Genomic DNA, 18,863 nt, shown 5'->3' on the forward strand with positions numbered 1-18,863 from the left:
CCAGCCCCGCTCCGCCGCGAAGTGTGTCGAATCGGACGGGGTCGGTCGCGATCGGACGTCGAGAACGTCACACACCTCGGCGGACGCGTGACCAGAGCGAGCCGAACGACGGCCACGGGCCTCGGTAGCCGCGAGCCACGAGGGCCGTGTGCACCCGCCAGACGATCGTGGCCGGACGTTCGAAGTCCTCCACGGTGACCACGACCAGCGTCCAACCCGCTGCCTGGATGCGTTCGCGGCGCAGATGGTCCTTCTGTCGCTGCGCCGCGTCGCGCTCGTGGACCCACCCGTCGTGCTCGACGACGACGCGCCAGGCCGCCAGCACCAGGTCGCCACGCGCCACCCACCGTCCGTGCTCGTCCTCCACGTCCACGTTGGTCTCGGGCTCAGGCAGGCCCGCGGTGACGAGCAGCAGACGGACGTCCGTCTCGCGCACGGAGTCGACCCGAGGGCGGACGAGGCGAGCGGCCTCCCGCGCGCGCACCACCCCGTCCAGGTGGTGCGCGTCCGCGTAGTCGACCAGCCGGGCCGGACTGGTCAGCCCGGCCCGGACGAGCGCGTCGCCAGCCCGGACCAGCCGGCGGAGCCCCAGCACCGTCGCGCAGTCGACGAACGTGCGCTCCGGTCCCAGGCAGGGGACGCCGCGCACGGCGAGCGGCGCGGTCGGGTGCCGACGGCGGTGCAGGACGACGTCGTCGAGCCGGGTCTGTGCGCGTTCGTGCACCGACAGGTGGACCGGCGTGGACGGACGTTCGTCGAGCAGCCAGGACAGCGCGGTGGTGTGGCTCAGCGCGGCGTCCGCCGACGTCGCCAGGAGGACGGCGGCGACGGTGAGCTCGGGCGTGACCGGCGTCGACGACAGCCGCCAGACGCCACGAGCCACGCGGGCGAACCGTCGCCCGTCCAGCATGCGTCGGGTCACCCCGGCACGGAGCGCGACCTCGGCGGTGAAGACTCCTCGGAGGGCGGGCTGCGAGCGGGGGTCCAGGACGGTCATGGGCGCCACTGTCGGTCGTCCGGCCGGCTCGGCGACAGACCGTTCGGCCCGCCCTGTGGACGTGCTGGCGCGATGTGTGTCGGTTCGGCGCGGAGCGGACGTCGTCCGACGTCGAGAAGGTCACATTTCGCGGCGTGCCCGGGGAGACGACGAGGCCCCGAGCAGATGCTCGGGGCCTCGGGAAGAAGTCGGTGACCTACGGGTTGACGTCGTGCTCCTGGAGCGCGGCGAACGGGTCGACGGCGCCGCCGCCACCGGGGTGCACCTCGAGGTGCAGGTGGGGGCCGGTCACGTTGCCGGTGGAGCCGGTGTAGCCGATCACGTCACCGGCCGCGACCTGGTCGCCGGGGCTGACGACGACGCGGCTCTGGTGGCAGTACCAGATCTCGGTGCCGTCCTCGAGCACGATCTCGGTCTTGTTGCCGTACGCGCCGGCGTAGCCGGACGACTTCACGGTGCCCGCGGCGACCGAGACGATCGTCGAGCCCGACGGGCCGGCGAAGTCCAGGCCGGTGTGACGGCCGCTGGACCACAGGCCGCTGGACTGGCCGAAGCGGGCGGTGATGCGGTAGCCGGTGACCGGCAGGACCCAGCGGTTGAGCGCGAGGTCGTCGGCGCGGGCCTGGACGGCCTCACGGATCTGGCTCTGCTGCTGCGCGACCTGGGCGGCGGCCTGCTCGGCCGAGACCCGGCGGTCGGCGCTGCGGCTGACGTCGACGCTGGAGTCGGTGTCGTTCGCGTACGTCGCCGAGATGGCCGCGTAGTCGTTCTGCGGGAACGGGGAGTCGGTCTGCGAGGAGTAGGCCACCGAGCCGACGCCGGCGGTGATCAGCGCGAGCGCGCCGGCCATCGCGGGGGACGGGAGGAACTTCTGCCAGGTGCTGCGCTGGGGTCGCGCGGCACGCTTGCCGGGGCCGGTGCTGCGACGGTCGTTCTCACGGACGTCGAGGCGGCGCTTCGGGGCAGGGGAGCTCACTCAGGAACCTTTCGGGGGCCAGCAGGACCGGACCGACCTTAGCCGACGGAGCGGTCAAACCGAAACCACTTTCAACCATCGGATGCCGACGGGCCGCGCCGCCCGCGGGAATCCCGGTCTGCGTGTGGAAAGACTCACAACCGACCGAAAAGGCTCAGGTGTGCGCGCGGACGTGCTCGGCGACCGTGCGGGCGACGGTGTCGGCCTCGTGCCGGACCACCCAGTGGCTCGCGTCGACGTCCACGCGGGACAGTCGCTCGACCATGGCCGGCAGGTCCTCGTACAGCGCGGGGGACAGGTAGCGGTCGCGCAGCGGCACGACGAGCCGCACCGGGACGGACGTGCGCCGCAGCCCGCGCGAGGGCAGCCCCACGTTCTGCCGGTACAGGTTGATGCCGTGCCGCACGTCGGTGACGAACGTCGGCCCGAAACGGACGTCCTCGAGCCGCTCGATCGCGGTGCGGGCGAGCCCGGGCCCGGCCGACAGGACGAGCTCGGGCACCAGCGGCACCTGGAAGGCGCCGACGTACCAGGAGCGGCGGGCCTGGTCCAGGACGCGACCGAGCCGGCGGCGGCGCAGGTTGTGCCGGAGGTAGTGCCCGAGCAGGTCCAGCGGCGGCCCGCTGATCGAGGTGAACGAGGCCAGCCGGCCGCGCAGGCGCGGGTCGTCGGCCTCGGAGAGCACCGCCTCCCACAGCTGCACCGAGCCCCAGTCGTGCCCGACCAGGTGCACCGGCTCGTCCGGCACGGTCGCGTCGAGCACGGCGACGAGGTCGTCGACCAGCCGCTCGCGGCGGTACCCGTCGTGACGCGGGGGAGCGGTCGAGCGGCCCGCCCCGCGGACGTCGTAGGTGACGACGGTGAAGTCCGCGACGAGGCGCTCGGCCACCGCCGACCACACGTCCTGGGTGTCGGGGAATCCGTGCACCAGCACCACCGCCGGACCGGCGCCACGCACCCGCACGTCCAGCACCACGTCGCCGGAACGCACCCGGCTCGAGCCGTCAGCCATGCGCTCCACCCTGGCACGGCCGCGGGGCGTCCGCCCGTCTGTGACCCACCTGACGCGCGTCCCCCGACATCCAGGCGTTACAGTCGCGGAGGCCCATTTCTGGCCGTCGGGTCAGCCACCTGGGCGTTTCGACCAAAGGACGGACATCACCGTGGATTTGATGGAGTACCAGGCGAAGGAGCTCTTCGCGAAGCATGGCGTGGCCACGACCCTCGGCGTCGTCGTGACGTCGGCGGACGAGGCCAAGGCTGCCGCCGAGCAGCTGGGTGGCGTCACCGTCATCAAGGCGCAGGTCAAGGCCGGAGGCCGCGGCAAGGCGGGCGGCGTCAAGCTCGCCAAGACCGCCGACGAGGCCTACGAGCACGCGTCGAACATCCTGGGCATGGAGATCAAGGGCCTCACGGTCAACCGTGTCCTGGTCACGCCGGCCACGCCGCCGGTCGAGGAGTACTACTTCTCCTTCCTGCTGGACCGTTCGAACCGCAGCTACCTGTGCATCGCGAGCGTCGAGGGCGGTGTCGAGATCGAGGAGGTCGCGAAGACCAACCCCGAGGCCGTCCGCCAGATCCCGATCGACGCCGGCACCGGCGTCGACGAGGCCAAGGCGCGCGAGATCGTCGCCGACGCGAAGTTCCCGGCCGAGCTGGCCGACCAGGCCGTCACGATGATCCAGGCGCTGTGGAAGGTCTTCGTCGAGGAGGACGCCACGCTCGTCGAGGTGAACCCGCTCGCGCGCCTGGAGGGCGACAAGCTGGAGGCGCTGGACGGCAAGGTGTCGCTGGACGACAACGCGTCCGAGGTGCGTCACCACGAGCACGAGGACTTCGTCATCCACGAGGAGGCGGACCCGCTCGAGGCCAAGGCCAAGGCGAAGGGGCTCAACTACGTCAAGCTGGACGGCGAAGTCGGCATCATCGGCAACGGCGCCGGCCTGGTCATGAGCACCCTGGACGTCGTGGCGTACGCCGGCGAGAAGCACGGCAACGTCAAGCCGGCCAACTTCCTGGACATCGGCGGCGGCGCGTCGGCCGAGGTCATGGCCAACGGCCTGGACGTCATCCTGGGCGACCCCCAGGTGAAGAGCGTCTTCGTCAACGTCTTCGGTGGCATCACCTCCTGCGACGCGGTCGCCAACGGCATCAAGGGCGCCCTCGAGCTGCTCGGTGACGAGGCGTCCAAGCCGCTGGTCGTCCGTCTGGACGGCAACAACGTCGACGAGGGTCGCGCGATCCTCAACGAGCTGAACCACCCGCTCGTGACGCAGGTGGACACCATGGACGGTGCGGCCGACAAGGCCGCCGAGCTGGCGAACGGCTGAAGGGGCTGACATGTCGATCTTCCTGACCAAGGACTCCAAGGTCATCGTCCAGGGCATCACCGGCGGCGAGGGCTCCAAGCACACCGCCCGCATGCTCGCGGCCGGCACGAACATCGTGGGCGGCGTCAACGCCCGCAAGGCCGGCACGACCGTCACCCACACCGACGCCTCGGGCAACGAGGTCGAGCTGCCCGTCTTCGGCTCGGTCTCCGAGGCCATCGAGAAGACCGGCGCCGACGTGTCGGTCGCCTTCGTCCCGCCGGCGTTCACCAAGGACGCCGTCATCGAGGCGATCGACGCCGAGATCGGTCTGCTGGTCATCATCACCGAGGGCGTGCCGGTGCAGGACTCCGCGGAGTTCTGGGCCTACGCGCAGGGCAAGAAGACCCGCATCATCGGTCCGAACTGCCCCGGCATCATCACGCCGGGCGAGGCGCTGGCCGGCATCACCCCGGCCAACATCGCCGGCAAGGGCCCGATCGGCCTGGTGTCGAAGTCGGGCACGCTGACCTACCAGATGATGTTCGAGCTGCGTGAGTTCGGCTTCTCGACCGCCATCGGCATCGGCGGCGACCCGATCATCGGCACGACGCACATCGACGCGCTCGAGGCGTTCGAGAACGACCCCGAGACCAAGGCGATCGTCATGATCGGCGAGATCGGTGGCGACGCGGAGGAGAAGGCCGCGGCCTACATCCAGGCGCACGTCACCAAGCCGGTCGTCGGCTACGTCGCGGGCTTCACCGCTCCCGAGGGCAAGACGATGGGCCACGCCGGCGCCATCGTGTCCGACGGTGCGGGCACGGCCCAGGGCAAGAAGGAGGCCCTCGAGGCCGCCGGCGTGAAGGTCGGCAAGACGCCGTCCGAGACCGCCGCCCTGATGCGCGAGATCCTGCAGTCGCTCTGACGCACTGATGCGAAGGGCCCCACCGCCTCGGCGGTGGGGCCCTTCGTCGTCCCCGGAGGGGCGGACGCGTTGCGGGGGGACGTCCGGCTCAGTCGGCGTGGACGAGCCGCTGCCCGGCGCGCTCGATGAGCGCCTCGAACACCGGACGCGGGATGTCGACGTCGCGCGAGGACGTGAGCGTCACCTGCGAGACGTACCGGCCGCGCTGCACCAGGCCGGTGCGGTACTGCACCGTCTGCTTCTTGCTGACCTCGAAGACCATGCGCCAGGTGCGCTGGCGCTGGTCACCGGCGCGGGCCTTGCCGGCCTGCGAGATCGTCGCGGCCAGGTTGTCGCTCGCGCACTCGTTCATGAGGTCCTCGGAGTCGTCGACCAGACGACGGGCCGACTTCTCGTCGGGCAGGCGCACCAGGGTCTGCGACACCGCGAACTGGGCCGGGAGCTGGTCCTTGGCCTCGGGGATGAGGAAGACGCGGGACCCGACGACCTTGCCGGACTTGCGCGAGCTCTTGCGGAGCTCGCACGGGGTCGCGGCCGGGTCGTCCTTGGAGACGGTCGGGGGCGTGCCGGCCCACACCTTGTCGACCGTGCCGACCGGCGGCAGGTCGACGATGCCGAGGAACGCCGGGGCGGTGGACGTCGCCGGGGGCACGGTGCGCTGGACCTGCAGGTCGGTGGTGCAGGTGCCGCCGCTGTCGATACAGACGCGCAGCACGGCGTCGTTGAGCGTCTGGGCGAACGTCTCGATCGCCGGGGCCTTCGCGCCTAGCACCTCGTGCACGACGACGCTGGTCACGGTGCCCGAGCTGCTCAGGCCGACGGTGAACGTCTTCTCGGGGTCGCGGTAGCTGCGCAGGCGCAGGATGGTGAAGTCGCCGAACGGACGGTCGACGGTGTACGAGTCGAGCAGCTGCACGCGCGGGTGGGTGCAGTCGGCGTACCAGGACACGAGGGTGCGGTACGCGGCGGTCGCGGCCTTGCGGCTGCGCGAGACCTCGATGGCCTCGGCGACGCGCTCGCCGGACTCGCCGCCGGTCGTGTAGGTGCGCACGAAGACCCGCTCGGGGTCGGGGTTGGCGAACCGGTCGATCGGGCAGGTCGAGTACGGCTCGCGGTTGTCCGGGTTCGTGTCGGTGCCGGTGATGGACCACGTGGCCGCCGGGTTGAGCCGCGAGACCTGCTCGGACGTCAGCAGGTCGTCCTCGTCGACCTCGCGGGCGTCCAGCGTCTCCATCGGGGACTCGGCGCTGAGCTTCTCGCGCTGCGGGACGGCGTCGTTGCGGGCCATCGCGTCGCCGTCGGTGGCCACGAAGCCGCCGAGGACGACCGCGAGGACGGCCACCGCGACGAGCGCGACGGCGTTGCGCCGCTCGCTGCGCCGCGCGCGCGTGCGCAGGGTGCGCGCCTCGGGCAGCTCGAGGCCGGACGTGACGCTGCCCAGCGCCTGCAGGCGGGTCTCGAGCTGCTCGATGCCCTGGCCGAGGGCCTGCTCGAGCGCGGCGAGCGCGTTCGTGGCGCCCTCGATGCCCTCCTCGGCGGTGACGCCGACCTCGCGGGCGGCGTCGTCGAGGTCGATGTCGCCGAGCGTCATGAGCACGACGAGGCGGCGCTCGTCGACGGGCAGGTCGAGCAGCGCGTCCAGCAGGGCGGTGTCGCTGTCGTCCTCGTGCCGCTTGCGCAGCGGGTGCGTGCCTCGGCTGAGGCCGACGGACCGCCAGGCCTCGCCGCGCACGTAGCCGAGCGGGTCGCTTCCACGGACCTTGGACCAGTCGCGCCACGCGTGGCGGTAGGCGCTCACGGTGCTCTCCAGCGCGACCTGCCGATCGCCGGTGGAGGCGTACATGACGCGCAGCGTCTGTTCCGCGGTCGCCGCGTAGAAGCTGTTGAACTCGTCGACGCGAGTCATGGATCAGCCTCCGGGGGATCGGCGTTTCTGCGAGGAGCGGGGCCACTTTACAGGCAGGCTGGGAGGGATGAGCGCGACGACGGCACCCGTGACCCTGCGGTCCGCGATCCTCACCGGCGTCGCCACCGCCCTCGCAGGCGTGCTGCTCTGCCTGGCCGCCGTGGTGCTGGCCGGCGCGAGCCCCGACCTGGACGCGCTGCGGGTCGCGACCCGGGCCTGGCTCGTCGCCCACGGCTCCGGCATCACCGTGGACGGCGTCGCGATCACCGTGCTGCCCCTCGGCGGGATGCTCGCGGCGGTGGCCCTGGTGGCCGTCCCGACCGCCGTCGCCACGCGCCGCGACGTGCCGGAGCCGGGCGTGCTGCTCGCCGGCACGGCAGGCGCCTACGGCGTCGTCGCCGCTCTGGCCGCGGCCCTCGCCGGCACCGGCGGGGACGACGTGAGCATCGGGCTGGTCCGCGGCACGTTCGCCGCCTTCGTCGTCGCCGCGATCGGCGCTTGGGCGGGCATCAGCGTCCACCCCCGCCACCGCGTCCGCTGGTGGCCCACCGAGAACGCGGCGGTGCGGGCGGTCGTCCGGGCGGCCACGGCCGGGCTGGCGTCCCTGCTGCTCGCCGCCGCCGTCCTCTACGTCGTCCTGCTGGCCGTGCACCTGCCTCGCGCCGCCGACCTGTGGGCCGGCCTGGCCCCCACCGGCACCGGCGCCGTCGGCCTCGCCGCGGTGAGCGTCGCGGCCGTCCCCAACCTCGTGCTCTGGACGCTGTCGGCGATGGTCGGCCCGGGCTTCGCGCTCGGCACCGAGACCTCCGTCGACCTGACCGGCGTCCACCTCGGCGCCGTCCCGGCCCTGCCCACGCTCGCCGCGCTGCCGTCGCCCGGGGAGCTGCCCGGCTGGACGGTGCTGCTCGGCCTCGTGCCGCTGCTCGCCGGGGCCTGGGCGGGCTGGCGCCTGGAGGTGCCCGACGGCCTGGGTCTGCCCGAGCGGGTCGGCCTGGGTGCCGCGGCGGGCGCGCTGGCCGGAGCGTCCGCCGGCGTGCTCGTGGCGATCAGTGGCGGCGGCGCCGGGGCGCAGCGCCTGGCCGAGGTCGGGCCGCCGACCTGGACGCCGCTCCTCGTGGCCGTGCCGGTGCTGGCGCTGGGCGGCGCCCTGGGACAGGCTCTGACGCACTATCGTGGCGTCCGTGCCGGACACGACGCCCCCGAGGACCGCCCGTCTCGTCGTCCTCGTCTCCGGGTCCGGGACGAACCTGCAGGCCCTGCTCGACGCGACCGCTGACCCCGCCTACGGCGCGCAGGTCGTGGCCGTCGGGTCCGACCGGCCCGACGTCGAGGGGCTCCGCCGCGCCGATCGCCACGGGGTGCCGACCTTCGTGCTGCCGCTCAAGGACCAGCCCGACCGCGCCACCTGGGACGCCACGCTGGCCGAGCAGGTCGCCGCGTACGAGCCCGACCTCGTCGTCCTGGCCGGCTTCATGAAGCTGGTCGGCCCCGCGTTCCTCGAGCGCTTCGGCGGCCGGACGCTCAACACGCACCCGGCGCTCTCGCCGTCGTTCCCCGGCACCCACGGACCGCGCGACGCGCTCGAGTACGGCGTCAAGGTCACCGGCGCGACGCTGTTCGTCGTCGACGCAGGCGTCGACACCGGCGTGATCGTCGCGCAGACGGCCGTCCCGGTGCTCGACGAGGACGACGAGGCCTCCCTGCACGAGCGGATCAAGGTCGCCGAGCGCGCGATGCTGGTCGAGCACGTGGGCCTGCTGGCCCGGCACGGCTTCACCGTCGACGGACGCCGGGTGCGGCTCGGCTGACCTCCCGGGCCGGTCGGTATGCTCGGCCCAGGTCGCGACTGGCGCAGGTGGGTTGAACCACCAGGGAGCGGCCGCCACCCCATCAACGGCATGGTCCGCCTGGGTGCCGGGGTACGAGCTCGATCCGTCGTCGCGTACCAGGAGACCGCATGAACGCCACCCCCACGTCCCTCCGCCCGATCCGCCGGGCCCTCGTCTCGGTCTACGACAAGACCGGCCTGCCCGAGTTGGCCCAGGCGCTGCACGCCGCGGGCGTCCAGATCGTCTCGACCGGCTCCACCGCCCGCACGATCGAGGACGCCGGCGTGCCGGTGACCCCGGTCGAGGAGCTCACCGGCTTCCCCGAGTGCCTCGACGGCCGGGTCAAGACGCTGCACCCGCGCGTCCACGCCGGCATCCTGGCCGACCTCCGCCTCGAGTCGCACCAGCAGCAGCTGGCCGACCTCGGCGTCGAGCCGTTCGACCTCGTCGTCGTCAACCTCTACCCGTTCCGCGAGACCGTCGCGTCGGGCGCCGAGCCGGACGCCGTCGTCGAGCAGATCGACATCGGCGGCCCCTCGATGGTGCGCGCCGCCGCGAAGAACCACCCCAGCGTCGCGGTCGTCGTCTCGCCGTCGGCCTACGGTCAGGTCGCCGAGGCGTTGGACGCCGGCGGCTTCAGCTTTGAGCAGCGCCGCCGCCTCGCCGGCCAGGCCTTCGCCCACACCGCCGCCTACGACGCGGCCGTGTCGTCGTGGTTCGCCAGCGTCTACGACGCCCCCGAGGACGGCTGGCCGGAGTTCGCCGCCGACACCTGGGACAAGTCCGCGGTGCTGCGCTACGGCGAGAACCCGCACCAGCAGGCCGCGCTCTACACCGACGGCAGCGGCGGCCTGGCCTCCGCCGAGCAGCTGCACGGCAAGGAGATGAGCTACAACAACTACGTCGACACCGACGCCGCCCGCCGGGCCGCGTACGACTTCGACGAGCCGGCCGCGGCCATCATCAAGCACGCCAACCCGTGCGGCATCGCCGTCGGCGCGGACGTCGCCGAGGCCCACCGCCGCGCCCACGCCTGCGACCCGGTCTCGGCGTTCGGCGGCGTCATCGCGGTCAACCGCCCGGTCAGCGTCGAGATGGCCGAGCAGGTCGCCGAGGTCTTCACCGAGGTCATCGTCGCCCCGGGCTACGAGGACGGCGCCGTGGAGGTGCTGCAGGGCAAGAAGAACATCCGCATCCTGGTCTGCCCCGACGAGGACGCCCAGGTGACGACCGAGTTCCGCCAGGTCAGCGGCGGCCTGCTCGTGCAGGTGCGCGACCGCGTGGACGCCCCCGGCGACGACCCGTCCACGTGGACGCTGGCCGCCGGCGAGCCGGCCGACGAGGCGCTGCTCGCCGACCTGGCCTTCGCCTGGACCGCGGTGCGCTCGGTGAAGTCGAACGCGATCCTGCTGGCCAAGGACGGGGCCTCGGTGGGCATCGGCATGGGCCAGGTCAACCGGGTCGACTCGTGCCACCTGGCCGTCGATCGGGCCGGCGTCGAGCGCGCCCGCGGCTCGGTCGCGGCGTCCGACGCGTTCTTCCCCTTCGCCGACGGGCCGCAGGTGCTGCTCGAGGCCGGCGTGCGGGCGATCGTCCAGCCCGGCGGCTCGGTGCGTGACGAGGAGACGATCGCGGCCGCGAACGCCGCCGGCGTCACCATGTACCTCACCGGCACGCGGCACTTCTTCCACTGAGACGACGGCGCCGACCCGGGTTAGGGTGCGCGCATGCGCATTCTCGGGTCGGCGCTCGTCGCCATGGCCGCCACCGTCGCCTCGTCCCTCGTCGCCGCCCCGGCGTCGGCCGCCGACGAGCCCCGCTACGTGGCGCGCTCGGAGGTCATCGGCACGTCCTCCCAGGGACGGGCGATCAAGGCGTACTTCCGGGGCGACCCGGACGCCACGCACGTGCTGCTGGTGCTGGGCCAGATGCACGGCAACGAGACGGCCGGACGCACGACGGCCCGCTACCTGGTCAAGCACCGCAAGCCGAAGGCCGGCACGGCCATGTGGATCGTGCCGACCATGAACCCCGACGGCGCCCGCAAGGGCACGCGCACGAACGCGCGCGGCGTCGACCTCAACCGCAACTGGCCGACGAACGGCTGGACGCGCAAGGGCAAGGGCACGCGCACGTGGGGCGGCAAGGCCCGCGGCAGCGAGCGCGAGACCAAGGTGATGATGCGCTTCCTCAAGCGGGTCAAGCCCGACTACATCGCCTCGATCCACCAGCCCTACGGCGTGATCGGCAAGAGCTCCAAGGACCGCGCCTGGCACCGGCGGCTGGCCACGGAGCTCGGGCTCAAGCTCAAGGCGCTCCCGGTCGGGCCGTCGAACAAGGTCTCGCCCACGCTCACCGGCTGGTACAACCACTACTACGGCAAGCACGGCACGGCCACGACGATCGAGTACCGCTCCAAGCCGTCCACGGCCTGGGCCGGCAAGAAGGCCAGCCGCGCGATCATGACGGCGGCCCGCGTCCGCTGAGCCGCGGGTGAGAGACTGGCCCGCGTGACGGCGAAGATCCTCGACGGCAAGGCCGCAGCGGCGGCGATCAAGGACGAGCTGCGCGCGCGCGTGGACGCGCTGCGCGCCCGCGGCGTCGTGCCCGGGCTCGGCACGATCCTGGTCGGTGACGACCCGGGCAGCCGCTGGTACGTCAACGGCAAGCACAAGGACTGCGCCGAGGTCGGCATCGAGTCCATCCGCATCGACCTGCCGGCCACGGCCACCCAGGCCGAGGTCGAAGCCGCGGTCGACCAGCTCAACGCCGACCCGGCGTGCACCGGCTACATCGTCCAGCTGCCGCTGCCGCGCGGCCTGGACGAGAACGCGGTCATCGGGCGCATCGACCCGGCCAAGGACGCCGACGGCCTGCATCCGACCAACCTCGGCTGGCTCGTGCTCGGCAAGCCCGCCCCGCTCCCGTGCACCCCGCGCGGCATCATCGAGCTGCTGCGCCGCCACGACGTGCCGATCGCCGGCCAGCACGTGGTCGTGGTGGGCCGCGGCATCACCGTCGGACGTCCGATGGGCCTGCTGCTCACCCGCCGCAGCGAGAACGCCACCGTCACGCTGTGCCACACCGGCACCGTCGACCTGGCCGCCGAGGTCAGCCGCGCCGACATCGTCGTCGCGGCCGCCGGCGTGCCCGGCATCATCACGGCCGACATGGTCAAGCCCGGCGCGGCCCTGCTGGACGTCGGCGTCAGCCGCGTCGACGGCAAGATCGCCGGCGACGTCGCTCCTGAGGCGTGGGACGTCGCGGGCTGGGTCTCGCCGAACCCGGGCGGCGTCGGTCCCATGACCCGCGCGCTGCTGCTGGCGAACGTCGTCGACTCCGCGGAGCAGCAGGACGCGTGAGCCGGCTCCCCCCGTTGCCGCGCAGCCGCGGCTCGCAGATCTACCTCGGCCAGCTGGTCGTGGTGACGATCGGGCTGCTGCTGACCGTGCTGGGGTTCTGGCGCGCGGGCGTGGCGACCATCGGCGGGTCGTTCCTGCTCGCGTCGCTGCTGCGCGCCGTGGTGCCGCAGTCGCACGACGGCATGCTGCGGGTGCGCGGCCGCGTGTTCGACGTGACCTGGACGGCGGTGCTGGGCGCCGCGCTGGTCTTCCTGGCCTTCAACATCCCCGGCCAGCCCGGCTAGCTCAGATCAGGCCGAGCGCCTTCACCGCGTCGCGCTCCTCGACGAGCTCGGCGGCCGTCGCGTCCATCTTCTGCCGCGAGAAGTCGTCGATCTCCAGGTCGGGGACGATCTGCCAGTCGCCGCCGGACGTGGTGACCGGGAACGAGTAGACGAGCCCCTCCGGCACGCCGTACGACCCGTCGGACGCCACGGCCATGGAGACCCAGTCGCCCTCCGGGCTGCCCAGCAGCCAGTCACGGGCCGCGTCGACCGTGGCCGACGCCGCGGACGCCGCCGACGACGCCCCACGTGCCTCGATGATCGCCGTGCCGCGGCGGGCGACGGTCGGGATGAAGTCGTCGCGGATCCAGGCGTCGTCGACCAGCTCGGTCGCCGGACGGTCGCCGACGCGGGCGTGGTGCAGGTCGGGGTACTGGGTCGCGGAGTGGTTGCCCCACACCGTCATGCGCGTGACGTCGGCCGCCTGCGACTCGGTGCGGCGGGCCAGCTGCGCGATGGCGCGGTTGTGGTCGAGCCGCGTGAGCGCGCTGAAGCGCTCCTTCGGGATGTCCGGGGCGTTGCTCATGGCGATGAGCGCGTTGGTGTTGGCCGGGTTGCCGGTGACGCCGATGCGGACGTCGTCGGCGGCCACCTTGTTCAGGGCGCGTCCCTGCTCGGTGAAGATGGCGCCGTTGGCCTCCAGCAGGTCACCGCGCTCCATGCCCTTGGTGCGGGGCCGGGCGCCGACCAGCAGCGCGAGGTTGACGCCGTCGAAGACCTGCTCGGGGTCGTCGCCGATCTCGACCGAGTCCAGCAGCGGGAACGCGCAGTCGTCCAGCTCCATGACGACGCCCTCGAGCGCCTTGAGGGCCGGGGTGATCTCGAGCAGCCGCAGCTGGACCGGGCGGTCGCCGAGCAGCGCTCCGGATCCGAGGCGGAACAGCAGGCTGTAGCCGATCTGGCCGGCGGCACCGGTGACCGCGACCTTGAGAGGGGACGGGCTCACGTTCGCTCCAATCGTCGATCCGGACTCGAACGTAGCACCGGCCGGTGCCGCCCGCCGGACGCACGAGGGCCCCCGACCGGCCGGTCGGGGGCCCTCGTCAGGCGGGGTGCGTCAGACGCGGACGCCCATGCCGTCGACCTCGCCGGCGGCGACGGCGTCGCCCTTGCCGAGGGTGACGGCGGTCTGGATGCGGGCACCGATCTCGGGATCGACGCTCGTCCAGTACCAGAACGCGCGCTCGCGGACGACGTCCACCGTGACGCCGCTCAGGGCGCCGGCGACGGTCTCGACCAGCTGGTCACGCTGCGCGTCGGTGAAGACCTCGCGCACCAGCGTGCTGGCCTGGCCGAAGTCGTCGTCCTCGCTGTGCAGGCGGTAGGCGCTGCGGACGATCTCGGTGTCGGTCTCCCAGCCGTCCTCGGCCACGCCCTGCTCGTCGGCGAAGCCGCGACCGAACGAGTTCGGGGCGTACACCGGGGCCGAGCCCGCGTGGTCGAAGGTCATCTGCGCGTCGAACAGGTAGGAGTTCGACTCCACCGAGGCCTTCGGACGGTTGACCGGCAGCTGGTGGAAGTTGGCGCCGATGCGGTAGCGCTGCGCGTCGTTGTAGGCGAACGCGCGGCCCAGCAGCATCTTGTCGGGCGACAGGCCGATGCCGGGCACCGTGTTGCCGGGGGAGAACGCCGCCTGCTCGATCTCGGCGAAGAAGTTCACCGGGTTGCGGTTGAGCGTCAGCGTGCCGACCGGGATCAGCGGGTAGTCCGCGTGCGGCCAGACCTTGGTCAGGTCGAACGGGTTGAAGCGGTACTCGGCGGCGTCCGCGTACGGCATGACCTGGACCGACAGCTTCCAGCTCGGGAACTCGCCGCGCTCGATGGCGTCGAAGAGGTCCTGGCGGTGGAAGTCGGCGTTGTCGCCGGCCACCTTCGCCGCCTCCTCGTTGCTCATGAACTCCATGCCCTGGTTGGTGTGGAAGTGGTACTTCACCCAGAACTTCTCACCGGCGGCGTTGATCCACTGGTAGGTGTGCGAGCCGTAGCCGTTCATGTGGCGCCACGTGGCCGGCAGGCCGCGCTCGCCCATGAGGTAGGTGACCTGGTGCGCCGACTCGGGGTTGAGCGTCCAGAAGTCCCACTGCATGTTGGCGTCGCGCAGGCCCGAGGCGGCGAGGCGCTTCTGGCTGCGGATGAAGTTGGGGAACTTCATGGGGTCGCGCAGGAAGAACACCGGCGTGTTGTTGCCGACGATGTCGTAGTTGCCCTGCTCGGTGTAGAACTTCAGCGCGAAGCCGCGGACGTCTCGCCACGTGTCGGGGCTGCCCTGCTCGCCGGCGACGGTCGAGAAGCGCAGCAGCGACTCGGTGGTCGTGCCGGGCTGGAACAGCGCCGCCTTGGTGTACGCCGAGACGTCCTCGGTGACCTCCAGGACGCCGAACGCGCCCGCGCCCTTGGCGTGCGGGTTGCGCTCCGGGACACGCTCACGGTTGAAGTGCGCGAGGGTCTCGACCAGGTGGACGTCGTGCAGCAGCAGCGGGCCGTTGGCGCCGACGCTCAGGCTGTTGCGGTCGCTCTCGGCCGGGGCGCCGGCGGCGGTGGTGCTGCCGGTGGCCTCGGGGGCGTTGGGGGGCGTGGACATGCTCACTCACTCTCCTTGGGGGTGGTTGCGGAAGTCGGGGCGGCCGACGCGCACGTGGGGCACAGGCCCCAGAACGTCACCTCGGCCTCGTCGATGGTGAATCCGTGCGTCGACGACGGGGCGAGGCACGGAGCCGCGCCGACCGTGCAGTCGACGTCCTCGATGGCGCCGCAGCCGCGGCACACGAGGTGGTGGTGGTTGTCGTCCACGCGCCGCTCGTAGCGGGCCGGGGAGCCGGCCGGCTCGATGCGGCGCAGGAGCCCGGCGGCGCTGAGGTCGCCGAGCACGTTGTACACGGCCTGCACGGACGTGCCGGGCAGGTCGGTGCGGACGTCCTGGAAGACCGCGTCGGCGTCGGCGTGCGGGTGGCCCGCCAGCGACGTCAGCACGGCCAGGCGGGGCGCCGTGACACGCAGGCCGACGTGGTGGAGCGCGTCGCGCAGCTCCGCCTCGTCGACGGTGTGGGGTGTCCTGGTCACGGGGGAGACGCTATCGCTTCTTTTGAGGAATTAAAAGAACGGTGGATGGCGTGTCGGTGACGTCACCGCGCCGACGTGACTCCCAGCACGCTGGGGAACAGCGGTGCCGCGCGGGTGGTTCGATCATGTCGTGACGACGAATGCCCCCACTCCGACCCGACACGTCGGCCTCGCCCTGCTCGCGCTGTCCCTGGGCGGCTTCGCCATCGGCACCACCGAGTTCGTGACCATGGGCCTGCTGAAGGAGATCGCGGACGGCATCGACGTCTCGATCCCGACCGCCGGCCACATCATCACCGCGTACGCCTTCGGCGTCGTGGTCGGTGCCCCGCTGATCGTCTCGCTCGCGGCGCGGCTGCCGCGCAAGGCGCTCGTCGTCGGCCTGGCCCTCGCCATCGGCGTCTTCAACGGCCTCACTGCCGTGGTCGACGGCTACCTGCCGGTGATGGTCGTGCGCTTCCTGGCCGGCCTGCCGCACGGCGCCTACTTCGGCGTCGCGGCCCTCGTCGCGTCCTCGCTCGTCGCCCCGGAACGACGCGCCCGCGCGATCAGCATGGTGATGATGGGCCTGTCGGTCGCCACGGTCGTCGGCGTGCCCGCCTCGACCTGGCTCGGCCAGGCGCTCGGCTGGCGGTCGGCCTACGTGCTCGTGCTGGGCGTCGCCGTCGCCGCGGCGCTGTCGATCGCGGTCTTCGTGCCGCACCAGCCCGCCGACACGAGCGCGTCCCTCGGCCGCGAGCTGCGCGCCCTGCGACGTCCGCAGGTGCACCTGGCCGCCGCGGCCGGCTCGGTCGGCTTCGCCGGCATGTTCGCGATGTACAGCTACATCAGCCCGATCGTCACCGACGTCACCGACCTGTCCAAGGGCGCCATCCCGTGGTTCCTGCTGGCCTTCGGCCTGGGATCGCTCGTCGGCACGTGGGTGGCCGGTCCGCTCACCGACCGCAGCGTCAACGGCACCGTGCTGCTGGGCATGGGCGGCATGGCCGTGCTGCTGCTGGCCCTGTGGCCGGTCATGACCTGGGCGGTCCCGACCTTCCTGCTCGTCTTCCTGGTGGCGGCGTTCGGCTCGCTGGTGGCGATCAGCCTGCAGGTGCGGCTCATGCACGCCGCGGGCGACGCCGAGATGCTCGGCGCCGCGCTGAACCACTCCGCGCTCAACGTGGCCAACGGCCTCGGGGCCTGGCTCGGCTCGATCGTCATCGCGGCCGGATGGGGCTACCGGGCGCCCACGCTGGTGGGTGCGGCCCTGGCCGCGGGCGGCATCGCGATCTTCCTGGTCGGCGTCCGGGTCGAGCGCACGGCGCTGGCCCGCGAGGCCGACGGCGTCCCGCAGCCGGCCTGAGCCGGCGCTCCGACCGCCCCGGGGCGCTCGTCGGTTCCCCGGACGCGGTCGGGGAGGGGCGCCATCATCGACGGATGATCGAACTCGACGCCGGGCTCGTCCGCGGCTCCCTGCTCGAGCTGGCGACGGTGACGCTCGGCCTGGCTCTGGTCGTCTGCGCCGTCGGCGCGCGCGTCGCGAGTCCGCTCACGCGGCGCTGGCTCGCGTTCGGCCTGGCCGGTGTGCTCGTCGTCGCGTCGTCGTCGCTGGTCGGGCGCATGGACGAGCGCCACGACGTCGACGGGCTGCAGGCGGCGCTGCGCGCCGAGGGGCTCGACGTCCCGCGCGCCGAGGTGGCCCGGGCCCGGTCGATCGTCAAGCAGCACGGCGGGTACCGCTCGAAGGAGACGGGGGACCGGGCGTGGTCGCTGCGGATGGACGAGCGCGACGGCACCCTCACCCTGTACCGCGCCGAGCGGTGACGCGGACCTAGCGCCCGGAGCGGACGTGCATCCGCTCGCCCTGGGGGCCGAACAGGCCCAGCAGCTCGAGCGGCTCGTCCGTGCGGTTGGCGATGACGTGCGGCGTGCGCGTGTCGAACTCGACCACCTCGCCGGGCACGAGGTCGAGCGTGCGTCCGCCCAGCACGAGGTGCAGCCGGCCCGACAGCACGTAGATCCACTCGTACCCCTCGTGGACCCGCGGCTCGAACGGCTCGGCCGGGTCGTGCGGCGGCACGACGATCTTGAACGCCTGCACGCCGCCCGGGCGCCGGGTGAGCGGGACGAACGTGCGGCCGTGCCGGACGATCGGCCGGGCCCGGACACGCGGGTCGCCGGTCTCCGGCGCGTCCACCAGCTCGTCGAGCGCCACGCGGTGCGCCTGGGCCAGCGGCAGCAGCAGCTCCAGGGTCGGCCGCCGCTGGCCGGCCTCCAGGCGCGAGAGCGTGCTCACCGAGATGCCGGTGCGCGCGGACAGGTCGGCGAGCGTCGCGCCGCGCTCCACCCGCAGGGCGCGCAGTCGGGGGCCCACGCCGTTGAGGACGTCGTCGAGGTCGGCCATGCCCCCATCTTGCCGGACCGGCAAGAAAACTTGTCAGCGGCGGAGGGTGCCAGCAGGCTGGAGGCATGAGCCACGACCACGAGCAGGAGTCCCAGCCCGACTACTTCGAGGCGCCCGGCTGGGAGGAGCGCTACGCCGGCGACGGCGAGATCTGGAGCGGCCGGCCGAACCCGCAGCTGGTCGCCGAGGCCCAGCACCTGGCCCCCGGCACGGCGCTGGACGTGGGCTGCGGCGAGGGCGGCGACGTCGTCTGGCTGGCCCGGCAGGGCTGGACGGTGACGGGGGCCGACTTCTCCGCGAACGGGCTGGCCCGGGCCGCCCGCCACGCCGAGCAGGCCGGCGTCGCCGACCGCACCGACTGGTGGCAGGTCGACGCGCGCACGTTCGAGCCGGACGGGCGCGAGTTCGACCTGGTCACGACGCACTTCCTGCACCCGCCGGAGGCCGGCATGGTCGACGTGACCCGTCGCCTGGCCGGCGTCGTCGCCCCCGGAGGCCACCTGCTCGTCGTCGGCCACGCGCCGTCCGAGGTGTTCGCCCACCTCGACGCGGCGAAGGCGCGCGCGATGTGGCACGCCGAGGACCTGCGGCCCGCGCTGCCGGACGACTTCGAGGTGCTGGTGTGCGAGGACCGCCCGCGCACCGTGGAGCGTGAGGGCCGGACGATGGACGTCGAGGACGCCACGCTGCTCGCCCGCCGCCGCGCCTAGTCCGCCTCGTCGCTGGGCGTGACGTTCTGTACTTCCGCACCGGCGTGTCGCGGGCAGAGCGTCACGCCCAGCGCGAG

19 protein-coding genes are annotated in these 18,863 nt (G+C 72.8%); 11 read left to right on the forward strand and 8 right to left on the reverse strand.

Annotated features, from left to right (window positions below; all coding sequences use genetic code 11):
- Positions 1-67: 67 nt before the first annotated feature.
- The 3 genes from E0W78_RS10790 to E0W78_RS10800 all read right to left on the reverse strand — a co-directional run bounded on the left by E0W78_RS10790 (position 68) and on the right by E0W78_RS10800 (position 2,985).
- On the reverse strand, positions 68-997 hold the full coding sequence (locus E0W78_RS10790) for a hypothetical protein (protein ID WP_131403961.1): 930 nt from the start codon (positions 995-997) through the stop codon (positions 68-70).
- A gap of 196 nt (positions 998-1,193) precedes the next feature.
- Positions 1,194-1,973, reverse strand: a complete 780-nt coding sequence (locus tag E0W78_RS10795; RefSeq protein ID WP_131403962.1) for a M23 family metallopeptidase — start codon at positions 1,971-1,973, stop codon at positions 1,194-1,196.
- Between the two features lie 154 nt (positions 1,974-2,127).
- Positions 2,128-2,985 carry an alpha/beta fold hydrolase gene (locus E0W78_RS10800; RefSeq protein WP_131403963.1) on the reverse strand — a complete coding sequence of 286 codons (858 nt, stop codon included), beginning with the start codon at positions 2,983-2,985 and terminating at the stop codon, positions 2,128-2,130.
- 151 nt (positions 2,986-3,136) lie between these two features.
- On the opposite strand from E0W78_RS10800, the gene sucC reads away from it, so the two are divergent.
- Both sucC and sucD read left to right on the forward strand, forming a co-directional pair.
- Positions 3,137-4,303, forward strand: coding sequence for an ADP-forming succinate--CoA ligase subunit beta (gene sucC, locus E0W78_RS10805; protein WP_131403964.1), 1,167 nt, complete (start codon positions 3,137-3,139; stop codon positions 4,301-4,303).
- A gap of 10 nt (positions 4,304-4,313) precedes the next feature.
- Complete coding sequence (sucD, locus tag E0W78_RS10810; RefSeq protein WP_131403965.1) at positions 4,314-5,210, forward strand: succinate--CoA ligase subunit alpha; 897 nt, start codon at positions 4,314-4,316, stop codon at positions 5,208-5,210.
- 88 nt (positions 5,211-5,298) lie between these two features.
- Here sucD and E0W78_RS10815 read toward each other — a convergent pair whose 3' ends face one another.
- Entirely contained in the window at positions 5,299-7,116 is a 1,818-nt protein-coding gene (locus E0W78_RS10815; protein WP_131403966.1) for a hypothetical protein, read from the reverse strand.
- A gap of 67 nt (positions 7,117-7,183) precedes the next feature.
- On the opposite strand from E0W78_RS10815, the gene E0W78_RS10820 reads away from it, so the two are divergent.
- The 6 genes from E0W78_RS10820 to E0W78_RS10845 all read left to right on the forward strand — a co-directional run bounded on the left by E0W78_RS10820 (position 7,184) and on the right by E0W78_RS10845 (position 12,591).
- Entirely contained in the window at positions 7,184-8,392 is a 1,209-nt protein-coding gene (locus tag E0W78_RS10820; protein ID WP_131403967.1) for a DUF6350 family protein, read from the forward strand.
- On the forward strand, positions 8,298-8,924 hold the full coding sequence (purN, locus tag E0W78_RS10825; RefSeq protein ID WP_131403968.1) for a phosphoribosylglycinamide formyltransferase: 627 nt from the start codon (positions 8,298-8,300) through the stop codon (positions 8,922-8,924). The genes E0W78_RS10820 and purN overlap by 95 nt, the downstream gene beginning before the upstream one ends.
- Before the next feature lie 149 nt (positions 8,925-9,073).
- The gene (gene purH, locus E0W78_RS10830) at positions 9,074-10,639 is read left to right on the forward strand and encodes a bifunctional phosphoribosylaminoimidazolecarboxamide formyltransferase/IMP cyclohydrolase (protein ID WP_131403969.1); all 1,566 of its coding nucleotides are present in this window, start codon (positions 9,074-9,076) and stop codon (positions 10,637-10,639) included.
- Between the two features lie 33 nt (positions 10,640-10,672).
- Positions 10,673-11,431: a M14 family zinc carboxypeptidase gene (locus E0W78_RS10835; RefSeq protein WP_131403970.1), complete on the forward strand. Its 759-nt coding sequence runs from the start codon at positions 10,673-10,675 to the stop codon at positions 11,429-11,431.
- A gap of 24 nt (positions 11,432-11,455) precedes the next feature.
- On the forward strand, positions 11,456-12,307 hold the full coding sequence (locus tag E0W78_RS10840) for a bifunctional methylenetetrahydrofolate dehydrogenase/methenyltetrahydrofolate cyclohydrolase (RefSeq protein ID WP_131403971.1): 852 nt from the start codon (positions 11,456-11,458) through the stop codon (positions 12,305-12,307).
- A complete protein-coding gene (locus tag E0W78_RS10845; RefSeq protein ID WP_165570477.1) occupies positions 12,304-12,591 on the forward strand; it encodes a DUF3017 domain-containing protein in 288 nt (95 codons plus the stop codon). The genes E0W78_RS10840 and E0W78_RS10845 overlap by 4 nt, the downstream gene beginning before the upstream one ends.
- Position 12,592: 1 nt before the next feature.
- On the opposite strand, the gene E0W78_RS10850 is transcribed toward E0W78_RS10845, so the two are convergent.
- The 3 genes from E0W78_RS10850 to E0W78_RS10860 all read right to left on the reverse strand — a co-directional run bounded on the left by E0W78_RS10850 (position 12,593) and on the right by E0W78_RS10860 (position 15,690).
- Positions 12,593-13,576, reverse strand: coding sequence for a malate dehydrogenase (locus E0W78_RS10850; protein ID WP_131403973.1), 984 nt, complete (start codon positions 13,574-13,576; stop codon positions 12,593-12,595).
- A 111-nt stretch (positions 13,577-13,687) separates the two neighbouring features.
- Positions 13,688-15,211, reverse strand: coding sequence for a catalase (locus E0W78_RS10855; protein WP_131403974.1), 1,524 nt, complete (start codon positions 15,209-15,211; stop codon positions 13,688-13,690).
- 2 nt (positions 15,212-15,213) lie between these two features.
- On the reverse strand, positions 15,214-15,690 hold the full coding sequence (locus E0W78_RS10860) for a Fur family transcriptional regulator (RefSeq protein ID WP_131403975.1): 477 nt from the start codon (positions 15,688-15,690) through the stop codon (positions 15,214-15,216).
- A gap of 130 nt (positions 15,691-15,820) precedes the next feature.
- Here E0W78_RS10860 and E0W78_RS10865 point away from each other — a divergent pair, with 130 nt between their 5' ends.
- Together E0W78_RS10865 and E0W78_RS10870 are read left to right on the forward strand one after the other, a co-directional pair.
- Complete coding sequence (locus E0W78_RS10865; protein WP_242686314.1) at positions 15,821-17,035, forward strand: MFS transporter; 1,215 nt, start codon at positions 15,821-15,823, stop codon at positions 17,033-17,035.
- A gap of 74 nt (positions 17,036-17,109) precedes the next feature.
- Complete coding sequence (locus E0W78_RS10870) at positions 17,110-17,496, forward strand: hypothetical protein (RefSeq protein ID WP_131403976.1); 387 nt, start codon at positions 17,110-17,112, stop codon at positions 17,494-17,496.
- 7 nt (positions 17,497-17,503) lie between these two features.
- Here E0W78_RS10870 and E0W78_RS10875 read toward each other — a convergent pair whose 3' ends face one another.
- Positions 17,504-18,076 (reverse strand): XRE family transcriptional regulator, encoded by a 573-nt coding sequence (locus E0W78_RS10875; RefSeq protein ID WP_131403977.1) that lies wholly within the window; start codon positions 18,074-18,076, stop codon positions 17,504-17,506.
- A gap of 65 nt (positions 18,077-18,141) precedes the next feature.
- Between E0W78_RS10875 and E0W78_RS10880 the strand changes: the two genes are divergently transcribed.
- Positions 18,142-18,786 (forward strand): class I SAM-dependent methyltransferase, encoded by a 645-nt coding sequence (locus E0W78_RS10880; protein WP_131403978.1) that lies wholly within the window; start codon positions 18,142-18,144, stop codon positions 18,784-18,786.
- Positions 18,787-18,863 lie beyond the last annotated feature (77 nt).

This window comes from Aeromicrobium sp. IC_218 (genome assembly GCF_004336805.1).
In the GTDB taxonomy this organism is placed as follows: Bacteria; Actinomycetota; Actinomycetes; order Propionibacteriales; family Nocardioidaceae; genus Aeromicrobium.